The organism is Buttiauxella agrestis (assembly GCF_900446255.1).
Classification (GTDB): domain Bacteria; phylum Pseudomonadota; class Gammaproteobacteria; order Enterobacterales; family Enterobacteriaceae; genus Buttiauxella; species Buttiauxella agrestis.
Genome location: NZ_UIGI01000001.1, coordinates 2,497,092 through 2,516,673, shown reverse-complemented (window position 1 = coordinate 2,516,673; position 19,582 = coordinate 2,497,092). Strand labels below are relative to the sequence as shown.

At 53.1% G+C, this 19,582-nt stretch carries 12 protein-coding genes; 5 read left to right on the top strand and 7 right to left on the bottom strand.

From position 1 onward, the window contains the following. Positions 1-575: 575 nt before the first annotated feature. The 4 genes from DY231_RS12160 to DY231_RS12145 all read left to right on the top strand — a co-directional run bounded on the left by DY231_RS12160 (position 576) and on the right by DY231_RS12145 (position 10,367). The gene (locus DY231_RS12160) at positions 576-5,900 is read left to right on the top strand and encodes a peroxidase family protein (protein WP_115628592.1); all 5,325 of its coding nucleotides are present in this window, start codon (positions 576-578) and stop codon (positions 5,898-5,900) included. Positions 5,901-5,910: 10 nt separating this feature from the next. After that, a complete protein-coding gene (locus DY231_RS12155; protein WP_034495379.1) occupies positions 5,911-7,650 on the top strand; it encodes a type I secretion system permease/ATPase in 1,740 nt (579 codons plus the stop codon). A 6-nt stretch (positions 7,651-7,656) separates the two neighbouring features. Further along, positions 7,657-8,991, top strand: coding sequence for an HlyD family type I secretion periplasmic adaptor subunit (locus DY231_RS12150; protein WP_034495382.1), 1,335 nt, complete (start codon positions 7,657-7,659; stop codon positions 8,989-8,991). Between the two features lie 68 nt (positions 8,992-9,059). Continuing rightward, on the top strand, positions 9,060-10,367 hold the full coding sequence (locus tag DY231_RS12145; RefSeq protein ID WP_115628591.1) for a glycoside hydrolase family 10-like protein: 1,308 nt from the start codon (positions 9,060-9,062) through the stop codon (positions 10,365-10,367). Between the two features lie 329 nt (positions 10,368-10,696). Here the strand turns inward: DY231_RS12145 and DY231_RS12140 are convergent, their stop codons facing one another. After that, positions 10,697-12,196, bottom strand: coding sequence for an aldehyde dehydrogenase family protein (locus DY231_RS12140; RefSeq protein WP_115628590.1), 1,500 nt, complete (start codon positions 12,194-12,196; stop codon positions 10,697-10,699). A 247-nt stretch (positions 12,197-12,443) separates the two neighbouring features. On the opposite strand from DY231_RS12140, the gene feaR reads away from it, so the two are divergent. Further along, positions 12,444-13,352 carry a transcriptional regulator FeaR gene (feaR, locus tag DY231_RS12135; protein WP_115628589.1) on the top strand — a complete coding sequence of 303 codons (909 nt, stop codon included), beginning with the start codon at positions 12,444-12,446 and terminating at the stop codon, positions 13,350-13,352. A 30-nt stretch (positions 13,353-13,382) separates the two neighbouring features. Here feaR and paaY read toward each other — a convergent pair whose 3' ends face one another. From paaY to paaH, 6 genes are all read right to left on the bottom strand, one after another. After that, positions 13,383-13,979, bottom strand: a complete 597-nt coding sequence (gene paaY, locus DY231_RS12130) for a phenylacetic acid degradation protein PaaY (RefSeq protein WP_115628588.1) — start codon at positions 13,977-13,979, stop codon at positions 13,383-13,385. 9 nt (positions 13,980-13,988) lie between these two features. Beyond that, on the bottom strand, positions 13,989-14,921 hold the full coding sequence (gene paaX / locus DY231_RS12125; RefSeq protein ID WP_115628587.1) for a phenylacetic acid degradation operon negative regulatory protein PaaX: 933 nt from the start codon (positions 14,919-14,921) through the stop codon (positions 13,989-13,991). A 220-nt stretch (positions 14,922-15,141) separates the two neighbouring features. Next, on the bottom strand, positions 15,142-16,458 hold the full coding sequence (gene paaK / locus DY231_RS12120; RefSeq protein ID WP_115628586.1) for a phenylacetate--CoA ligase PaaK: 1,317 nt from the start codon (positions 16,456-16,458) through the stop codon (positions 15,142-15,144). Positions 16,459-16,480: 22 nt separating this feature from the next. Further along, complete coding sequence (gene pcaF / locus DY231_RS12115) at positions 16,481-17,689, bottom strand: 3-oxoadipyl-CoA thiolase (protein WP_115628585.1); 1,209 nt, start codon at positions 17,687-17,689, stop codon at positions 16,481-16,483. After that, entirely contained in the window at positions 17,686-18,111 is a 426-nt protein-coding gene (gene paaI / locus DY231_RS12110; protein ID WP_115628584.1) for a hydroxyphenylacetyl-CoA thioesterase PaaI, read from the bottom strand. Before paaI ends, pcaF begins: the two co-directional genes overlap by 4 nt. After that, positions 18,101-19,582, bottom strand: a complete 1,482-nt coding sequence (gene paaH, locus DY231_RS12105) for a 3-hydroxyacyl-CoA dehydrogenase PaaH (RefSeq protein ID WP_115628583.1) — start codon at positions 19,580-19,582, stop codon at positions 18,101-18,103. Before paaH ends, paaI begins: the two co-directional genes overlap by 11 nt.

Below are 19,582 nucleotides of genomic sequence, written 5' to 3'. Positions count from 1 at the left end.
CTCACCCTGCCCCCCAATAGAACAATCCATATTTATCAGTCAGATGGTTCCCAAAAAATAATCAGCAGCACTATTTTATTTATCATTTACTCACTTTATATCGGCCAGGCACCTGATAAAAGTTCCGTTTTATGTATAAAGCATGACAAATTAGTTACAGATTTATTTTATTGGTAATAAAAAAGCATGAGAGAAGTAACACAAAGAAAAACCATAGTTAGGAACATAACTACGGTGTCATGTGAGATAAAAACCTCAGGCAAATAAATAGCACGCTTATATTTAAACCCCCTTGCCTTGAATGCATCCACGCATTCAAAGGGCTGAGGCCGCCTGTAAATGACCAATAATTATCTTTACGAGTGAAATTAAACTTATTCCGCTAAGGATTTACGCAAGGAGAATAACTCTAAAAAGGTAGTGCACAATTTAAATTAAATAAAAATGGACCCTGGTTGCTTCATTGCAACTCGATAATTTCTTTCAATACACACGGTTCATTCTCCTGCCTTTTTTGAAAACGACAGGAACGAGTGATGATAGCTAGTTCAAAGTAAAGATAGGGGTAATTATTTATGGCCTCACAATATGACTTTACTGTCACGCTGCACGATCTTGCTTTTATTCTCAAGCAGATAAAAATATCTGAAGCAGCGACAAACCCGGACGGCAGTATTAATGGCGATGCCCTTCGCGATTTAGTTTCCAGCCCGTTGCTTCCTTACGGGATACGTACCGTCGATGGCTCGTGGAATAACCTTCTGCCGGGCCAGGAACTCTACGGTGCCGCCGATCAAAATATGCCAAGATTAACCGCATTAAACTGGCAAGATGCGGATGCAATGACCAGTTATACCCAACTCGGTGGGATGGTTGTTGATGCAGACCCGCGAATTATCAGTAACTTAATATCGGATCAAACTGCGTCTAACCCGGCTGCGGTCGACGCGCATAATGGCCTGCAAGATGCCCCAGGAGGAGGAACAACATCGGCAAATGGCAGCTTGTCGATTCCTAACCTTTCGCCAGATGTCGGCCTTTCCCCTGCTTTTAACGGCTGGATGACGTTATTCGGGCAATTCTTTGACCATGGTCTGGATTTAATACCTAAGGAGGGAAACGGCATTGTATTTATTCCGTTGCAACCCGATGACCCCTTATATGTGGAAGGGTCATCGACCAACTTCATGGTATTAACCCGAGCAAAAGTAGATGCCAACCATGAAACGGTAAACCTCACCACCCCATTCATCGATCAAAACCAAACTTATACTTCCCACCCTTCACATCAAATATTCATTCGCGAATACGTCATGATCGACGGCAAGCCTGAACCCACCGGCAATTTATTAGGCGGTGCGAATGGCGGGCTGGCAACCTGGGCCGATGTCAAAAACCAGGCTGAAACCCTACTCGGTATCAAACTCACCGATCAGGATGTGTTCAATGTTCCGCTGCTCGCCACCGACCGCTACGGCAATTTAATCTTAAGTGAAAACGGCAAAGTGCAAATTGTGACCACCGCCGGGCTGGTTGAAGCTAACGGTGATTTTTTACCTGCCGGAACGCTGCGCACCGGGCACGCTTTCCTCGACGATATTGCCCATACCGCCGCACCAAAAGCCGGGCTGGTGGCCGATGACGATGATGTGATCGGTGGCGCTCAACCCGCTGGAACTTACGATGACGAATTACTCGACCGCCACTTCATCACCGGCGACGGACGCGGTAACGAAAACATCGGCTTAACCGCGGTACACGCCGTCTTCCACAGCGAACACAACCGCCTGGTGGAAGAGTACAAAACGACCCTGCTGGAAACCGGGGATATCAGCCTAATCAATCAATGGCTGATGCCTTCGCACCAGATAACTGAACTGCCAGCCGATACCAGTACCCTGGTATGGAACGGCGAATACTTATTCCAGGCGGGTCGCTTCACTACCGAAATGCAGTATCAGCACCTGGTTTTCGAAGAGTTCGCCCGCACCGTGCAACCCGCAGTCGACCCATTTGTCTTCTCCAACAGCGCGGATATCAACCCGCTGATCTTCGCTGAGTTTGCGCATGTGGTTTACCGTTTTGGCCACTCGATGCTGACAGAAACCGTCGCCCGTACCGATATTGATATGGAAAACGGCGATATCGGCCTGATTGAAGCGTTCCTCAATCCAGTCGCTTTTAATGAAATCAACGGTGCCAACGTCACGGATGAGCAGGCAATCGGCGCGATTGTGCGAGGTATGACGCGTCAAGTCGGTAACGAAATTGATGAATTTATTACCGATGCCCTGCGTAATAACCTGATTGGACTGCCGCTGGATTTAGGTGCGCTGAACATTGCCCGTGGCCGTGATACGGCAATGCCGACGCTGAACCAGGCTCGCGAGCAGTTCTTTGAATTAAGCGGAAACAGTGAACTGCGGCCTTATACCAGCTGGTCTGATTTTACGACTTACCTCAAAAACCCGGCTTCCATCATCAACTTTATGGCCGCATATGGCCAACACGAGCTGATTCTGGCCGCCTCCACTATCGAAGGGAAACGCGATGCGGTGAATTTCCTGCTGTTCGGTGATGGGGTTAACGCGCCGCCTGCCGATGCACTTGATTTCTTCAACAGCACCGGCGCCTGGGCGACCAAAGAGAGCGGCCTGAATATGGTCGATTTCTGGATTGGCGGCCTTGCGGAGCGCAAAAACGAGTTTGGCGGCATGCTCGGTTCGACCTTCAACTTCGTCTTTGAAACGCAAATGGAAATGCTGCAAGACGGCGACCGTTTCTACTACCTGAGCCGTGTTCAAGGGATGAATATGCTCAATGAACTGGAAGCGAACTCGTTCTCCGCTCTGGTGATGCGCAACAGTGACCTGGGCGAAAACGGTTCCTCGCACCTGCCTGCGAACCTGTTCCAGACCCCGGATCACATTTTCGAAGTGAACCAGGCGCTGCAAACAGAAGTCGACCCGAAATGGGGAAATCCGCTCAAGGATTTGCTCACTCCGTTGATGACGCGGCGTGCAGCCACTCAGGATGTGGACGGCGATGGCGCGGCTGACGGGGCATATCTTAAATACACCGGAGATGGTCATGTGGTGCTCGGCGGTTCCGCCGGGAACGATACGCTCATCGGGGGCAAAGGTATCGACAGCCTGTGGGGCGACGGTGGCGACGACCGCCTTGATGGTGGCGACGAGGCTGATGTGGTCCACGGCGGTGACGGCGATGACATTATTACCGACACCGGAACACCAGTTGGTGATGCCGATTTCCTGCATGGTGATGCGGGTAATGACGTGATCTTCTCCGGGAACGGTAACGACCTGGTCTTCGGCGGCAGCGGCAGTGATTTTGTAGTTGTCGGCGAAGATGCCCAGGAAGTGTTTGCGGGCCGGGACAATGACTTTGTGCTGGGCGGATCGGGCGCTGACGCCCTGCTTGGCAACGAAGGTGACGACTGGCTGGAAGGCGGTGACGGGTTTGACTCGCTAACGGGCGAAAACTCTGAACTGTTCTTCAACAGCACTATTGTCGGCCACGACGTGCTCAATGGCCAGGGTAACGATACGGACTACGATGGCGAAGCGGGCGACGACATCATGGTTCAGGGGGCGGGTATTCAGCGCAACAATGGCATGGCCGGTTTCGACTGGGCCATCCACAAAGGCGACCCGCACGGCGCGAACTCTGACCTCGGCATTCCGATTTTCGTCAACCAACAGGAGTTCATCCTGCGCGACCGTTTCGACCTGGTCGAAGGGTTATCGGGATGGAAATATAACGATGTGTTAGTTGGCACCGAACAGCCTCTCGGAACCGCGCCGGTTCTGGGAACTCCCCTCTCTAATAATCTCACCCAGGAAGGTGCTGACAGGATCACTGGGCTTCAGGACATCCTCGGCGTTGCGCACTCCGCAGACCCTAACGCGGTGTTGTTAAACCCGGATGATGGCAGCGATATTTTACTCGGTGGCGGCGGGAGCGACCGCATTACCGGTAAAGCAGGCAATGACATTATTGATGGTGACGCGTGGCTGAACGTTCGCATCGCAGTCACGGGATTGCCGGGTATCACCAGTGTCGACAGCATGAACGAACTGAAATCTTACATGCTGGCAGGCACCTTAAAACCCGACCAACTCGCGATCGTGCGTGAAATCTTGCATGAAGGTGATGGCACAGAAACTGACGTCGCAGTGTATCGCGATATCAGCAGCAACTATGTCTTTACCCGTATGCAGGACGGCAGCCTCAGAGTTGACCACGCCACGCCGGATGCCGCGTTGAATCTTGATGATGGTATCGACCGCCTGCTGAACATCGAAAAACTGGAGTTTGGCAACGGTGAACAGCTCTGGGTCACGGCGCAACAGGCCACGGGCAATCTCTCCGTCAGTAGCGCAACGCCTCAGGTGGGCGATCTTCTGCGCGTCAACATTGCCGATTTGCATGATGGTAACGGGCTGGTCGCCGACGTCGCTATCACCCTGACCTGGCAGGCACTGATTGGCGGCGAATGGCGGGATCAGGCCGTCGGCGAGGAGTTCAGAGTACCGGGCACGATTCAGGGTGCGCCAGTGCGCGTTGTCGCCACGTTCAACGACCGTATGGGTGACGCCGAAAGATTAGTGTCGGGTCAAACTCAGGCGGTTGTCCCACGCAATATGCCGACCACCGGGGCTCCGGTGATCAGCGATGCGACGCCAACCGAAAGCCTGGTGCTGACGGCGGTGGTCTCCGGTATCGCGGATGCTGATGGCTTGAGCGGCGGCAACTTTAGCTACCAATGGAGAATGAGCAACGGGACGGGTTTCACCAACATTGTCGGCGCTACCGCGGCAACTTACACCCCGACGCAGGCCATGGTGGGCAGAACCATACAGGTCGTTGTCACCGTCATTGATGATGAAGGCAACCCGCCTGTCGTTCTGACTTCGACGACGACTCAACCTGTTGGCGACCTCATCACGGGCACAAATACCGGTAACGTCCTCACCGGGACGGCGTGGAGCGACATTCTGCGCGGTGAAGGTGGCAACGACACCCTTAATGGCGGCGCGGGTGACGACCTGTTAGTCGGCGGAACCGGGAGTGACACCCTTTCCGGCGGCACAGGAAACGACACTCTGCAAGGTGATGCGGGTGACGACGACCTCGATGGTGGCCAGGGTGCCGACACCATGGCAGGCGGTGACGGCAACGACACCTACATCGTTGATAACGCAGGCGATATCGTCATCGAAGCGCTAAATGGCGGGACGGAAATCGTCGAAACCAGCCTCAATAGCTACACCATGACCGAAAACGTGGAGCAACTGGTCTTCACCGGCCAGGGCAATTTCGTCGGCATCGGGAATGCGACGGCCAACCTTATGACCGGTGGTAATGGTAACGACACGCTGTCTGGCATGGGAGGAAACGACCAACTGGTGGGGGGATCAGGAAATGACACCCTCGATGGCGGCGATGGTGTTGATAATCTGCAAGGCGGGATTGGCGATGACGTTCTCTTCGGCGGCGCGGGTGTGGATACCCTTTCCGGCGGCACAGGCAACGACAGACTCAATGGTCAGGCAGGCAATGACATCATGGACGGCGGCACCGGAAATGACATCTTCGCCTTTAGCGCAAGCTTCGGGCAAGACCGCATTAACGGGTTCGATAGCAATGCCACAGGCGGACAAGATTACCTCGATTTGAGTCTGCTGGGCATTACGTCGAGTACCTTCGCCAGCAACGTCGCGATTGGCGGCAGCGGTGGTAACACCACCGTTACCATCGGCGCGGATACCATTACTTTAGTCGGCGTTAACTCTACCACCGTCAATATGGGTGATTTTGTACTGGAAATACCGACACCGTTTGCCGCTAACAACGGCAATAACTCACTCATCGCGTAAGGGGAATACCATGTCGCGCCAGCATACGCCAACAGAACTGAAGGATGCATTAAAGGGAACGAAACCCACCTTTATTATGCTGCTGTTTTTTAGTTGTGTGATTAATATGCTTATGCTGGCGCCGGCAATCTATATGTTGCAGGTCTATGACCGTGTTCTGGTCAGCAAAAATACCACCACTTTACTGATGTTAACGTTACTGATTGTCGGTATTTACATCGTGATTGCAATGATTGAATCCGCGCGTTCCAGCGTCATGATAAGACTCGGTAATCGCCTGGATGTTAAATTAAGCCAGTTAGTCTTTAATGCCGCCTTTAAACGCAAGGTCGCCACTGGCGAAAATAACCCCGCGCAGTCACTGGCAGAACTGGATCAAATTCGCCAGTTTCTTTCCGGCAGCAGTTTATTTGCGTTACTGGATATCCCCTGGACGCCTATTTATTTATTCATGGCCTTTCTTGTCCACCCGCTATTGGGATACCTCTCTCTGGCCGGGATATTAATACTCTTTATTCTGACGCTGGTTTCTGAATTCTCAACCAAACGCCCTATCCAGCAAGCCCATGCGTTAACCATCAATAACGCCACAAAACTCAATAAACAACTGCAAAATTCCGACACGATTGAAGCCATGGGCATGCTTTCCACCCTGAAACTTAACTGGCAGGAACAGCACAGCAAAGTATTGATTCTACAAACCCAGATTGCCGACAAAACCGCGAATTTAAGCAGTCTGAGCCGCTTTGTGCGGGTATTACTGCAATCCGTTGCACTCGGGGCGGGGGCATTACTGGTGATCGGGGGGCAAATTACTCCGGGGTTAATGATTGCCGCCTCCATTATTCTTGGCCGAGTGTTGAATCCGGTAGAACAAATCATTGGTAGCTGGAAACAGTTTGTGCAGTTTCGTAGCGCGTGGCACCAGATATCCACACTACTGAAAGAATATCCGGCGGCGAAAGAAGTCCTGACGCTGCCGCGCCCAAAGGGCAATATCAGCGTTGAAAGTGTCTTTGCCGCAGCGCCCGGTCAGCATGCTCCGCTGCTGCGTAATATTTCATTCCAACTCGAAAAAGGCGAAGTGTTGGGCATCATCGGCCCATCGGCTTCCGGCAAAACTTCGCTCGCCAAACTTCTGGTTGGGGTCTGGAAACCGTTATCCGGCAAAGTTCGCCTGGACGGAGCGGACATTTGCCAGTGGGATAAAGAACTGCTTGGCCCATCCATGGGCTATCTGCCGCAAGATGTTGAATTATTTGATGGCAGCATCGCGCAAAATATCTCCCGCTTTTCCAACAACGACAGCACGCTTATCGTCGAAGCCGCGGTACTGGCGGGCGTGCACGACATGATTTTACGCCTCCCACAAGGTTACGACACGCCACTGGGCGCGGGCGGGCATCAACTCTCCGGCGGGCAGCGCCAGCGAATTGGGCTTGCGCGTGCGGTTTACAACAATCCGGCATTTATCGTCCTTGATGAACCCAACGCCAACCTCGACGATGCCGGTGAATTTGCCCTCGTGAAGGCCATTAATACGCTGCGCACACAGGGGCAAACCACCGTCATTATCTCTCACCGCCCAACACTGCTCGGCGTGGTCAACAAAGTCTTACTTCTCAACGAGGGGGCCGTGCAGGAGTTCGGCACCCGCGATCAGGTCTTCGCGAATTTGCGACAAGCCAACATCTTAAAACCGGTAGCCACTCCTGCTTCAGCGGCGAATGTTCAGCAACGTGAGGCCTGACAGAAAATGAAAAAGAACAAAAATAACCCTGAAACAGACGGTTCCGGCAGCGTGGACACTCAAATTTGGCCCCCGATTCTGCGCGGGATTATTGTGATAGTCATAGGCGTTGGAGGGTTCTTATTGTGGGCGGTACAGGCACCGCTGGACGCTGGCGTGGTGGCTGACGGCACCGTCACCGTTTCAAGCAACCGCAAAACAATTCAACACCTGAGCGGTGGTCGAGTGACCGACATCTTTATTAAAGAGGGAGATGCGGTCCAAAAAAATCAGATATTAGTGCGCCTGGACAAAATGCAACTCGACATGCGTTTCAGTGCCTTAAACGCGCAATATATCTCAGCCAAAAGCAATGAAGACCGTTTGCTGGCGGAAAGAGATGGTCTGGAAACTATCGCTTTCGATGCGAGCCTGACAAAACAGTTCGCCAATAATAAACGCCTGGCGGATGCAAGAAATCTCCAGGAAAAGCTATTCGATACGCGCCGGAAAACAATTCAGGACGAATTATCAATGATTCAGGAAACACTCGACGGCCTGGTGGGGCAAACCGAAAACCTGAATAAAATAAAAGGATTCCGCGATCACCAATTCACGCTGATCAGCCGCGAACTGGGTGCCATCAGAGCGCTCAGTGAAAAAAACTACTACCCAAAAGCACAATTACTGGTGCTTGAACGTGAAGCGGCTGAAATATCCAGTAGTGTCTCCGAAGATATTCTGAATATTGCCAAACTAAAATCCCAGCAAAACGAGCTAAAGATCAAAGCCTATCAAGTACGTCATCAATACCTGCGCGAAGTGGAGTCCGAGTTATCAGATAAACAAAAAGAAGTCGCGATGCTGGAAGATGAATTGGTATCGACACGGCATGAACTGGATAACACCGAAATTCGCTCGCCGATTAATGGCATTGTTCTGGATGTTAAAGTCAGTACCGTCGGCGGGATTATCCAGCCGGGTGAACATTTAATGGATATTGTCGCCGCCGGGCAGCCTCTGCAAATAGACGCCAAAATCCCGGTGCATGCGATTGATAAAATGGCGCCAGGGCTAATAGTGGATGTGTTATTCCCTGCCCTCAACCATGCTTTATTACCGTCGGTTCCGGCTCGCGTTCTGACTATTTCGGCAGACCGTTTAATGGATGAAGTCACGCAACAACCCTACTACCTCGCAGAAGTCCAGGTTTCACGAGAAGGCGTACAGTTGCTTGGCGATTACAAAATTAAAGCCGGTATGCCCGCAAGCGTAACGATAAAAACCGGGGAACGAACCTTCTTAAGTTACTTGTTCAAGCCGCTGATCGCCCGCCTGGAGCTGGCGTTTAAGGAATACTGACACCCTCTTTATTTACTGATAATCTTGCAGGCCATGCATTAATAACGCCTTAAAAGAGCCTGGATACGATGAAGTTAACGGTTAAACGAACAGGAACGCTCGTTGCGTTTGCTCTTTTACTTGCAGGTTGTTCATCGAAACCGCCGCAGTCTTTGGTTACGCCTTTTCCCCCGGTCGCGAAACAGCCCTTACCGGGGAAATCTCAGCTGAATAAAGAACCGATGCGTGGCGTCTGGCTGGCAACCGTTTCACGTCTTGACTGGCCGCCTATCGCCTCCGTGAATGCCAGTCCCGCAAACCGGATTAGCCAGCAACAAAAAGCGTTAACCGATAAGCTCGATAAGCTTAAAACCCTGGGGGTCAACACGGTATTTTTCCAGGTGAAACCGGATGGCACCGCGCTGTGGCCATCACAGATTTTGCCGTGGTCAGACACATTAACCGGCAAAATTGGCGAAGATCCTGGCTACGATCCGTTGCAGTTTATGCTTGATGAAGCGCACAAGCGCGGCATGAAAGTCCATGCGTGGTTTAACCCCTATCGTGTATCGACGAACACCAAAGCCTCAACCGTCGCGGAACTCAACAACACCTTAACGAATCAGCCGCCAAGCGTATTTGTGCTGCATCGCGACTGGATTCGCACGGCAAGCGATCGTTATGTCGTGGACCCTGGCATTCCTGAAGCTCGGGACTGGATAACCAGTGTCGTTGCTGAAGTCGTTAAACGCTATCCTGTTGATGGTGTTCAGTTTGATGACTATTTCTATACTGAATCGCCAGGGGCGACGCTCAATGACAGCCAGACTTTCCAGAAATATGGTCAGGGTTTCGCGTCTAAAGCAGACTGGCGCAGGCACAATACGCAGCTGTTAATTGAACAAGTTTCCCGGACTATCAAACAGTTAAATCCCAACGTCGAATTTGGGGTAAGCCCTGCGGGCGTCTGGCGCAACCGCTCACACGATCCGGCCGGTTCCGAAACTTCTGGTGCCGCGGCTTATGATGAAGCCTATGCCGATACGCGTCTTTGGGTGCAAAAAGGGCTGCTGGATTACATCGCCCCGCAGGTCTATTGGCCCTTCTCACGCAAAGCGGCGCGTTATGATGTGCTGGCAAAATGGTGGGCTGATGTGGTGAAACCGACCAACACTCGTCTTTATATTGGCGTGGCGTTTTATAAAGTCGGTGAGTCATCAAAAAATGAACCCGACTGGACGGTCAATGGCGGTGTGCCGGAACTGAAAAAACAGCTCGATTTAAATGAGTCTCTCCCCAACATCAACGGCACAATTTTGTTCCGGGAGAATTATCTCAACCAGCCACAAACGCAGGAAGCGGTCAGTTACATTAAACATCGCTGGAATAACGGCTAACGCAATACCATTAATATAGAAAAATATATTAAATTGTTGCCCAGGATAATAAGTGAGCAATATTGAGGAAAATGTGAAGGCCGGAAAATTGAGTTTATTCTGGTTGTTCCAGATTTATATAAACCGATAATCAAATGCAATATTCACAGTGACAAGCGGTATGAACACATGAAGAAATTTGCATTGATTATCAGCAGTATAGTAATTGTTATGAGTCTTTCAGGATGTATATATCACGATGGTGGCCGTCACCACGGCTGGCATCACCACCACTACCATTAAGAATAAGCCTGGTATAAATTCACCCCGGAAGCATCCGGGGTAATTAATTAATAGCGCACACAAATTGATTTTGTTTCAGTGTAAGCATCCAGCCAATCCGGGCCAAAATCTCTACCGGAACCCGATTGTTTCATCCCACCAAACGGCATATTGGCGTCAATCAATGTGTGGCTGTTCACCCAAACGGTGCCAGCCTGAATGCGCGAGGTGTAACTCATCGCCGCCTGTAGGTTGCGAGTCCACAAACTGGCCGTCAGACCATACTCCGTATCGTTGGCAAGGCGGAGCGCCTCCTCTGCGTCTTTTACCCGCACCAGATTAACCACCGGGCCAAACACCTCTTCATGATTAAGACGCAGTTCCGCCGCCGGGTTCACCACAAGCGTTGGCGTCACGTAATACCCCTCGCCGGTTGGCCCATGATTGCCGCTAATCAGCTCCGCATGATTTCGTTGCGCATCATCCAGATAACTGGCGACTTTTTGTTGGTGCGCGCGTGAAACCAGCGGATTGATATGCGTATTGGTATCCATTCCTGCGCCCACAGACAAGGATTTCACCGCCTGTTCAAAGCCGCTCACCAGCGAATCAAACAGCGGTGACTCAATATAAATACGTGAACTTGCCGCACAAACTTGCCCCTGATTCAGGAAACTTCCCGCCATCAGGCCTTCAATCACCATCGCCGGGTCGGCATCTTTGAGAACAATCGCCGGGTTTTTACCGCCCAACTCGAGCGTAACACGCGTTAAACGGTCTGCCGCGGCACGCGCAATGCCTTTCCCGGTAGCCGTAGAACCCGTAAAACTCACTTTGGCGACCAGCGGATGTTCCGTTAACGCCCGCCCGCAGACCGCACCGCTCCCGGTAACAACGTTAAACACTCCATCTGGTACACCCGCCTCACTGGCTAATTCCGCTACCCGTAACAGCGTGAGCGGTGTCGTTTCCGAGGGTTTCACCACAATCGAACACCCCGCCGCCAGCGCGGGCATCACTTTCCACATGCCAATCAGCAGCGGGAAATTCCACGGCACAATGCCCGCCACCACGCCGACCGGCTCTTTGCGCGTCCACGCCTGATAACGCGCCCCTTCCGGCATTGGAATCGACACGTCCAGCGTGCGACCGCTGATTTTGGTGGTAAGCCCCGCGGTATAACGCATCCAGTTCAGCGCACAGCCGACTTCAAACGCACGAGAAATGTTAATCGATTTGCCCTGCTCCAGCGTTTCAAGCTGCGCCAGTTCTTCGCTGTTTTGCTCAACGAGATCGGCAAACTTCAGCAGGATTTTCTCACGCGCGGCAGGCAGCATATTCGCCCATACTCCGCTGGTAAATGCCCGCCAGGCTGACGCGACGGCTTTATCGACATCGGCTTCGTTGGCATCTGCACTGCTGGATATTTGCAGTCCGTCAGCCGGGTTAAACACGCTCAGGCGCGATGAAGACTCTGAAGGCTGCCAGCTTCCGTTGATGTACAACCCATGGTGGCGTGCCAGAAAGCGTTGAACCGACTCGAGAACAGCAACTGTATTTGCAGACATAGTTTCTCCTTATTATCGTCATGGCGAAAAGCCCTGCCAGAAGTCTAGAGTCACGCCGCAGAAAAGGTTTTTCTCTGCCTGACAATTGCTTTGTTCCCTGTGACAGCACACGCATTTGGCGACAAAGCTCGCCGTTTTGATGCGGGAATTATCTATAGTGAATTCCTATACCAGACGCGAAGCTCTTCTCCCGTATCGCGCAAGCTGTAACAATGAATTAACACTTAAGCAGTTGGTGAGGTAAGCAATGGCACAATCGCAAACTAACGAACGTTTTGATCGCTGGCTGGGGCATATCAACCGCGCTTGCGGCCAATTCTCCGGGCAATTTTTGGCCGAGGGTTTCCATGGCAGCTTGCAGGAATACCACGCCAACGCCATGAAACTCAGCATGGTCAACATTGCCCATGCCCGCCTGCTCCGCACACAACGTGAAATCGACGGTGGCAACGACGCCTGGTTTTACACGGTATTTCAGCTTGATGGCGAAGCCGTGATGGAACAAGGCGAGAGCCAGGCGTTGATGCGCCGGGGTGATATCACCCTGATTGATGCCTCCCGTCCCAGCCGCTTTACCTATTCGCAAACCGCGAGACAAATTTCCCTTCTGGTGCCGCGCCATTTGCTTGAGCAAAACCTGCGCACTGGTGTTATCCCATGCGCGCAACGCTTAGATGCCGGGAAGCCGGTGGTGAAAATGAGCCAGCGTCTGCTGCACGAAAGCATGAAGAACCCAACGCTTAACGTCGGTGAAAGTGAGGCGGCACTGGAAGCGATTATTTGCCTGTTGCGCCCGGTGTTGCAGGTGCGTGACGCGGTGCCGTCAAAACGCGAAAAGCAATTAGACCGGGTGATGGGTTTGATTGATAACAACATTCAGTCTGAAGACCTGCGCCCGGAGTGGATCGCCAGCGAAGCAGGAATGTCCGTGCGCAGCCTTTATCGCATGTTTGCCGACAAAGGTTTAGTTGTGGCGCAGTACATCAAAAACCGTCGTCTGGATCTCTGCGCTCAGGCATTACGCACGGCGAATAGCTCAGAAAAGTTAGCAGGAATTGGCTACCACTGGGGGTTTACGGATCACAGTCACTTCTCCACAGCCTTTAAGCTGCGTTTCGGTGTGTCGCCGGGGGAATATCGTAAGCGCTGGCAGTAAGGGGATTTTTACTCCTTCCCCTTAGCTCACTCACTTCTGCAATTTTGGCTGGTAAATACTGCTCATGGTTTTCTCACCGCGACCCGCTTCGACTTCGCGCAGCGGCTCCACCTGATGCATGGTTTGCTGGCAGCGAATCACTAAATCCTGATATTCACGCGTGCCTTTTTTCTTCCATTCGATCTCATCGGGGCGTAATTCACGGACAAACTTCGCCGGGCTACCGAGGATCATTTGGCTGGCACCAAATTCAGCCCTGGCTTTCACAAACGCAGCGGCCCCAACAATACTGTTCTGCCCGATTTGCGCGCCATCCAGAATCACCGCATTCATTCCGATCAGCGCATTCTTGCCAATTACACAACCGTGCAGAATCGCACCGTGGCCGATGTGCCCGTCTTCCTCAACCACCGTATCCTGTTCCGGGAAACCGTGCATCACGCAATTATCCTGCACGTTCGCCCCATCTTTAACGATGATGCGCCCAAAGTCACCGCGCAAGCTGGCATTTGGCCCGATGTAAACACGATGACCGAGCACCACATCACCAATCAGTACCGCAGTCGGGTGCACGTAACTATCTTCGGGGACGACAGGCGTCAGCCCGTCAATTTGATATATCGGCATAATCTCTCCTTACGGACTCAGCGTGAGTCCACCAAAACGTTGGAAATAACCGCTACCCGGCTGCGGCAAGTCGCCCACTGAAGTTTCACCGTGCTCAGTGACAAACGCTAACGCGCCAGCAGAAACCCGCTGATAGATGTTGATGCACAACTGGCGGGCGCTTTGCCCCTGCCAGTGCGGCGGCAGCAATTCATCAGGCAACAGAGGGTCTTTCAGCACCACACGGCGGTAGAAGTGAATAAGCAAAAGCTGAATCTGGAAGCAGCGTAACGGCGTCAACTCGCTCTCATCGGCCTCTCGCAGCAACGGCAGCAAAGGACGAAACGAGTTGATAAACTCGCCATAGCGTTCGTTTTTGTCCGTCAGCAACCAGCACTCTTCAACACGCGCTTTAAGTGCCGTTTTCGAAGCCTGAAGCGGTGAAGACGCTTCAAAACACATCACGTTGTCCGACACCCCTGCCTCATGCAGTAAGCTTTGTACATCAGCCAGATTTTGCGATGGCGATGCCATCAGGCTCGGCGCAAGCGTGCCAAACCCTTGCCAGATAAGCTGTTTCTTCACTTGTTGTAGCGTGTTTTTCTCCAGCCCTTCTGAAAGCAACAGCAGCCACTTACCGTCCCATTCCGGTTGCCCGGCACGGTAAATTTTGGCTTCTGCCCGGCGAGTCATACGCTGCCCCATTTCGGTCAGGCGATAAAAGCTGCGCCGTCCAACGCGCTCCACATCAAGCCAGCCCTCTTTATTGAGTCTGAACAGCGACGTTCGTACAAAACGATCACCAAAGCCCAGTGATTCCAGCATCGTCGCCAGACTGCCAAGCCAGATTTCACCGCCGCGATGCGCCAGCGCATCGCCGTACAAAGAGACAATCAGTGACGTTCCACTAATAGGAACCGCACTCACCGCCTGCTGAATAAACTGTTCCAGTTTGTTGCTCATGGCCCGCCAAATCCGTGGTTAAAGTCGATAGCAATATAAAACATAGCACAATAAAGATGATTTAAATCATGTCATTAACAATGTGATTCACAATTTTTCGAACTTTGGCATGGGGTGAAGTGTATTCAATCCTCCCCTCATCCCAACCTTCTCCCCAGGGAGAAGGAGCTAAATGGTTTATTCCCTCTCCCTCAGGGAGAGGGTCAGGGTGAGGGTGGTTCTACTGATTCGCAGCCTGGCGCAAATCACTTACGCGAATCGCTTTCCCTTCCGAGCGTGGGAGGCTGCCACAATTCACGATACTGATATCCGTCGAAATCCCCACCATTGATTTGATGCGGTGGCGCAACTGGTGGCACACGGAGCAACGCTGTTCATGGCTCAGATGCAGGCTACTTTCTTTGAGTTCCACTTTGACGGAAAGCGTGTCGAGATGCCCGTTGCGATGCACTTCCAACTGATAATGCGGGGCCAGATGTTCGAATTTCACAATCTCTTCTTCGAGTTGCGACGGGAACACATTCACACCACGGATAATCAACATGTCATCTGAACGGCCAGTAATACGATCCATGCGGCGCATGGTACGCGCGGTTCCTGGCAGCAAACGCGTTAAATCGCGGGTGCGGTAGCGAATCACCGGCAGCGCTTCTTTGGTCAACGTGGTAAACAGTAATTCGCCCTGCTCACCATCTTCCAGCGGAGTGCCGCTGATGGGGTTAACAATTTCCGGGTAGAAGTGGTCTTCCCAAATCGTTGGGCCATCGGTGGTTTCCAGGCATTCCATCGCCACACCCGGCCCCATCACTTCTGACAAGCCATAAATATCCAGCGCGGTAATGCCCAGGCGGCGTTCAATTTCACGGCGCATGGCGTGAGTCCACGGTTCAGCACCAAACACCCCCACGCGCAACGAGCAATCGCGAGCATCGCCACCCATCTGACGTTCCAGTTCTTCAATCAAATTCAGGCACCAGGATGGCGTCACCATAATCATATCCGGGCGGAAATCACGGATAAGCTGTGCCTGTTTTTCAGTTTGCCCGCCGGACATGGGGATCACCGTGGCACCCAGGCGTTCTGCACCGTAGTGCGCACCTAAGCCGCCGGTAAACAGTCCGTAACCATAGGCAACGTGAATTTTATCTTTCGGCGTACCGCCCGCAGCACGCAAAGAGCGAGCCACAATATCCGCCCAGGTATCAATGTCTTTTTGGGTATAACCCACCACCGTTGGTTTACCGGTCGTGCCGGACGACGCATGAATACGCACGATCTGTTCCATCGGCACCGCAAAAGTGTCAAACGGATAGTTGTCGCGCAGGTCTTGCTTGGTGGTGCAAGGAAAGAGGCGAATATCCTTCAGCTCTTTAAAATCATCAGGGTGCACGCCGACCGCATCAAACTTGCGTTTGTACATCGGCACATTGTTGTAGGCGTGATTCAGCGTCCATTTCATTCGCTGCGTTTGCAGGGCTTGCAGCTCATCAACTGACGCGGTTTCAATCGGTTCCAGCTTTGTAGTAGAGGTTATCATTATAGGGTACTCGCAGGGTTGATTAGCTCACACGCTCAAGGATCAGGGCAATGCCCTGACCAACACCGATACACATCGTACACAGAGCGTAACGCCCTTTGCGGCGATGAAGTTCGTGGCTGGCGGCCAGCGCCAGTCGGGTTCCACTCATACCTAATGGATGGCCTAACGCAATTGCACCGCCGTTGGGATTAACATGTGGGGCGTCGTCAGGAAGTCCCAATTGTCGTAAAACCCCCAACGCCTGTGCGGCAAAGGCTTCATTCAGTTCGATAACGTCCATATCGGTAATGGACAGCCCCGCCAGTTCCAGCACTTTGCGCGTCGCTGGCACAGGGCCAAGGCCCATCAGACGGGGTTCCACACCCGCCGTTGCCATCGCCACAATGCGTGACTTTGGCGTTAAACCGTGGCGCTGAGCAGCGGCGGCACTGGCAATAATCAGCGCGGCAGCGCCGTCGTTCACACCGGAGGCGTTTCCGGCTGTGATCACGCCGTTTTGGCGAAATGGCGCTTTCAGCCCGTTGAGTTGTTGCAAAGTTGTTTCTGGGCGCGGATGTTCGTCTTCACGAATTTCCGTCACCACGCCTTTCTTATCTTTCAACACCACCGGGACGATTTCCTGCGCCAGAACACCCTTCTCGAGAGCCTGCTGCGCACGTTGCTGGCTACGCCAGGCGAAAGCATCCTGATCTTCACGGCTTATATTTAACAACTGCGCTACATTCTCTGCCGTTTCGGGCATGCTGTCAGTACCAAAGTGTTCAGCCATGAGCGGGTTCACAAAACGCCAGCCAATCGTGGTATCGAACATCTCCGCCTGGCGCTGAAACGGCGTGCTGGCCTTGCCCATAACAAACGGCGCACGCGACATCGACTCCACGCCACCGGCAATCATCAGTTCGGCATCGCCCGCTTTTATCGCGCGTGCCGCCATGCCCAACGCATCAAGGCCGGAGCCGCACAAACGGTTGATGGTGGTGCCAGAAAGTGACTGCGGCAATCCGGCAAGCAGCGTCGCCATACGTGCCACGTTGCGGTTGTCTTCCCCCGCCTGGTTCGCGCATCCGAGAATCACATCGTCGACCGCGCTCCAGTCAAGATTCGGATAACGCGCCATCAGTTCTTTAAGCGGGATAGCCGCCAAATCGTCGGCACGCACGGAGGAAAGCGCTCCACCATAGCGGCCAATTGGGGTGCGCACGCCGTCACAGATAAATGCGTCATTCATAGTTTGGCTCCAGAAACTGTTGTGCCGATGCGATGTGAACGCCCGCGAAACAGCGCGACCGTTTTCTCATGTTGGTTAATGATTTCAATGTCATAAACGCCGGTTTGTCGCCCCTGAGTGCGCACCTGGGCAATCGCCGTTAGCGTATCTCCCGCCATACCCGGTCTGACAAAATCAATGCTGCAACCGGATGCCACTGCCGCCAGCCCCTGGCTGTTGCAGGCATAAGCAAAGGCAGTATCCGCCAACGTAAAGAGTTGCCCGCCGTGGCAGGTTTGATGGCCGTTGAGCATCGCTTCGGTAATGGTCATCGTCAGGCGCGCAAAACCCTCGCCCATCTCCTGGATTTCAATGCCCATCTGCTGTGCGCAGTTATCGCGGGCGTACATTTCCCGGGCGTTGGCCCATGCATTAATGCTCATGTTGCGTCTCCAGCAGCGTGCGTTGGCGCAGTAAGGACGTGGGGCGATAACGCTCTTCGCCGTAATGTTGTTGCAGGTTTTCCAGCAGGCGCAGCACGTGCTGCCAGCCAAGTTCTGCCCCCCACGCCAGCGGGCCGTGCGGATAATTCACGCCCAGGCGCATCGCGGTATCGATGTCTTGCTCACTGGCGACGCCTTTCTGAGCCGCGTCTGTCGCTTCGTTTGCCAACATCGCCACCGTGCGCCACACCAACATGCCAGGGTAGTCGTTGATCATCAGCACCTGTTTGCCCTGTTGCTGGAAGAAGTGAATCACTTTGGCGGTGTCTTCCGGGCGGTTATTCGCCGCCGCAGCCAGCACGACCAGGGGCGAGCGCTGCCAGTCATTCACTAAATCCAGCAGCACTACCGGGCGTTGCAGACGTTTTGCCAGTTGCGTTGCCGTTTCGCCCTGAGTCACCTGCACCCAGACATCGTCGAGTTCCAGCGAAGATTCAGTGACACCGTCACTTGATGAGTGATTATTCAGCCAGGCAGCACGTCCGTGGCGACAAATCTGTTTTGCCCCGGCCATAGCTGGCTCGGCGGGCAGATACGGCAGCGCTTCGTTGAGCGGCCAGCGATACACTCCCTGCCCGGTTTTCTTACCCAGCCGCTTACCGAGTACCAGCTCTTGTTGAATCAGCGAGGGCAGAAAACGTCGCTCCTGCCAGAAGCCGTTAAACACGGAACACGTAACGGCAAAATTCACATCCTGGCCAATCAAATCGGTCAGCGCCAGCGGTCCCATCGGGAAGCCCCCGCAGTCACGCAGCGCCGCATCAATCACACCCGCAGGTGCAATATTTTCTTCCAGCGCCCGCCACGCTTCCGAATAAAAAGGACGCGCCACGCGGTTGACGATAAACCCTGGCGTTGAATGGCAACGTACCGGCTGTTTCCCCCAGCGCAGCGCCAGCGTGGTTAAACTTTCCAGCACGGCTGGCGCGGTTTCCAGCCCGCTCACCACTTCCACCAGTTTCATCACCGGAGCCGGGTTAAAAAAGTGCATTCCGGCTACGCGATGCGGATGCTCAACGCCGCTGGCAATGGCAGTAATCGAAATTGACGAGGTGTTACTGGCGAAAATCGTCTGCGCGGAACAGACCGCAGCAAGATCGCGGAAAATCGCCTGTTTGATGTCGATTTGCTCGGCGGCGGCTTCAATCACCAGGGCAGCATCGGCCAGATCATTGAGGCTGTTTGCGGCGCTTAATCGATAGACTGTGGCATTTTTGTCACTTTCAGAAAGTTTGCCTTTCGCCATCCTGGCGCTTAGTACGGTCGCAATATTGTCGATTGCGCGTGACGCAGCGCCAGGTTGAATGTCATAAATTTTGACCGGATGCCCGGCCTGCGCGGCAACCTGCGCAATGCCTGCGCCCATGGTTCCGCTGCCAATCACGGCGATCACTGATTGTGGCGTCAGCAT

Excerpts from the sequence above, each read along its gene's own strand:
- DY231_RS12140 (WP_115628590.1), bottom strand. The coding sequence starts at position 12,196 with ATGTCTGCAAATACAGTTGCTGTTCTCGAGTCGGTTCAACGCTTTCTG.
- paaI (WP_115628584.1), bottom strand. The coding sequence starts at position 18,111 with ATGAGCATTAATGCATGGGCCAACGCCCGGGAAATGTACGCCCGCGAT.
- DY231_RS12150 (WP_034495382.1), top strand. The coding sequence starts at position 7,657 with ATGAAAAAGAACAAAAATAACCCTGAAACAGACGGTTCCGGCAGCGTG.
- paaX (WP_115628587.1), bottom strand. The coding sequence starts at position 14,921 with ATGAGCAACAAACTGGAACAGTTTATTCAGCAGGCGGTGAGTGCGGTT.
- DY231_RS12160 (WP_115628592.1), top strand. The coding sequence starts at position 576 with ATGGCCTCACAATATGACTTTACTGTCACGCTGCACGATCTTGCTTTT.
- DY231_RS12145 (WP_115628591.1), top strand. The coding sequence starts at position 9,060 with ATGAAGTTAACGGTTAAACGAACAGGAACGCTCGTTGCGTTTGCTCTT.
- pcaF (WP_115628585.1), bottom strand. The coding sequence starts at position 17,689 with ATGAATGACGCATTTATCTGTGACGGCGTGCGCACCCCAATTGGCCGC.
- paaK (WP_115628586.1), bottom strand. The coding sequence starts at position 16,458 with ATGATAACCTCTACTACAAAGCTGGAACCGATTGAAACCGCGTCAGTT.
- paaY (WP_115628588.1), bottom strand. The coding sequence starts at position 13,979 with ATGCCGATATATCAAATTGACGGGCTGACGCCTGTCGTCCCCGAAGAT.
- feaR (WP_115628589.1), top strand. The coding sequence starts at position 12,444 with ATGGCACAATCGCAAACTAACGAACGTTTTGATCGCTGGCTGGGGCAT.
- paaH (WP_115628583.1), bottom strand. The coding sequence starts at position 19,582 with ATGCTGACGCCACAATCAGTGATCGCCGTGATTGGCAGCGGAACCATG.
- DY231_RS12155 (WP_034495379.1), top strand. The coding sequence starts at position 5,911 with ATGTCGCGCCAGCATACGCCAACAGAACTGAAGGATGCATTAAAGGGA.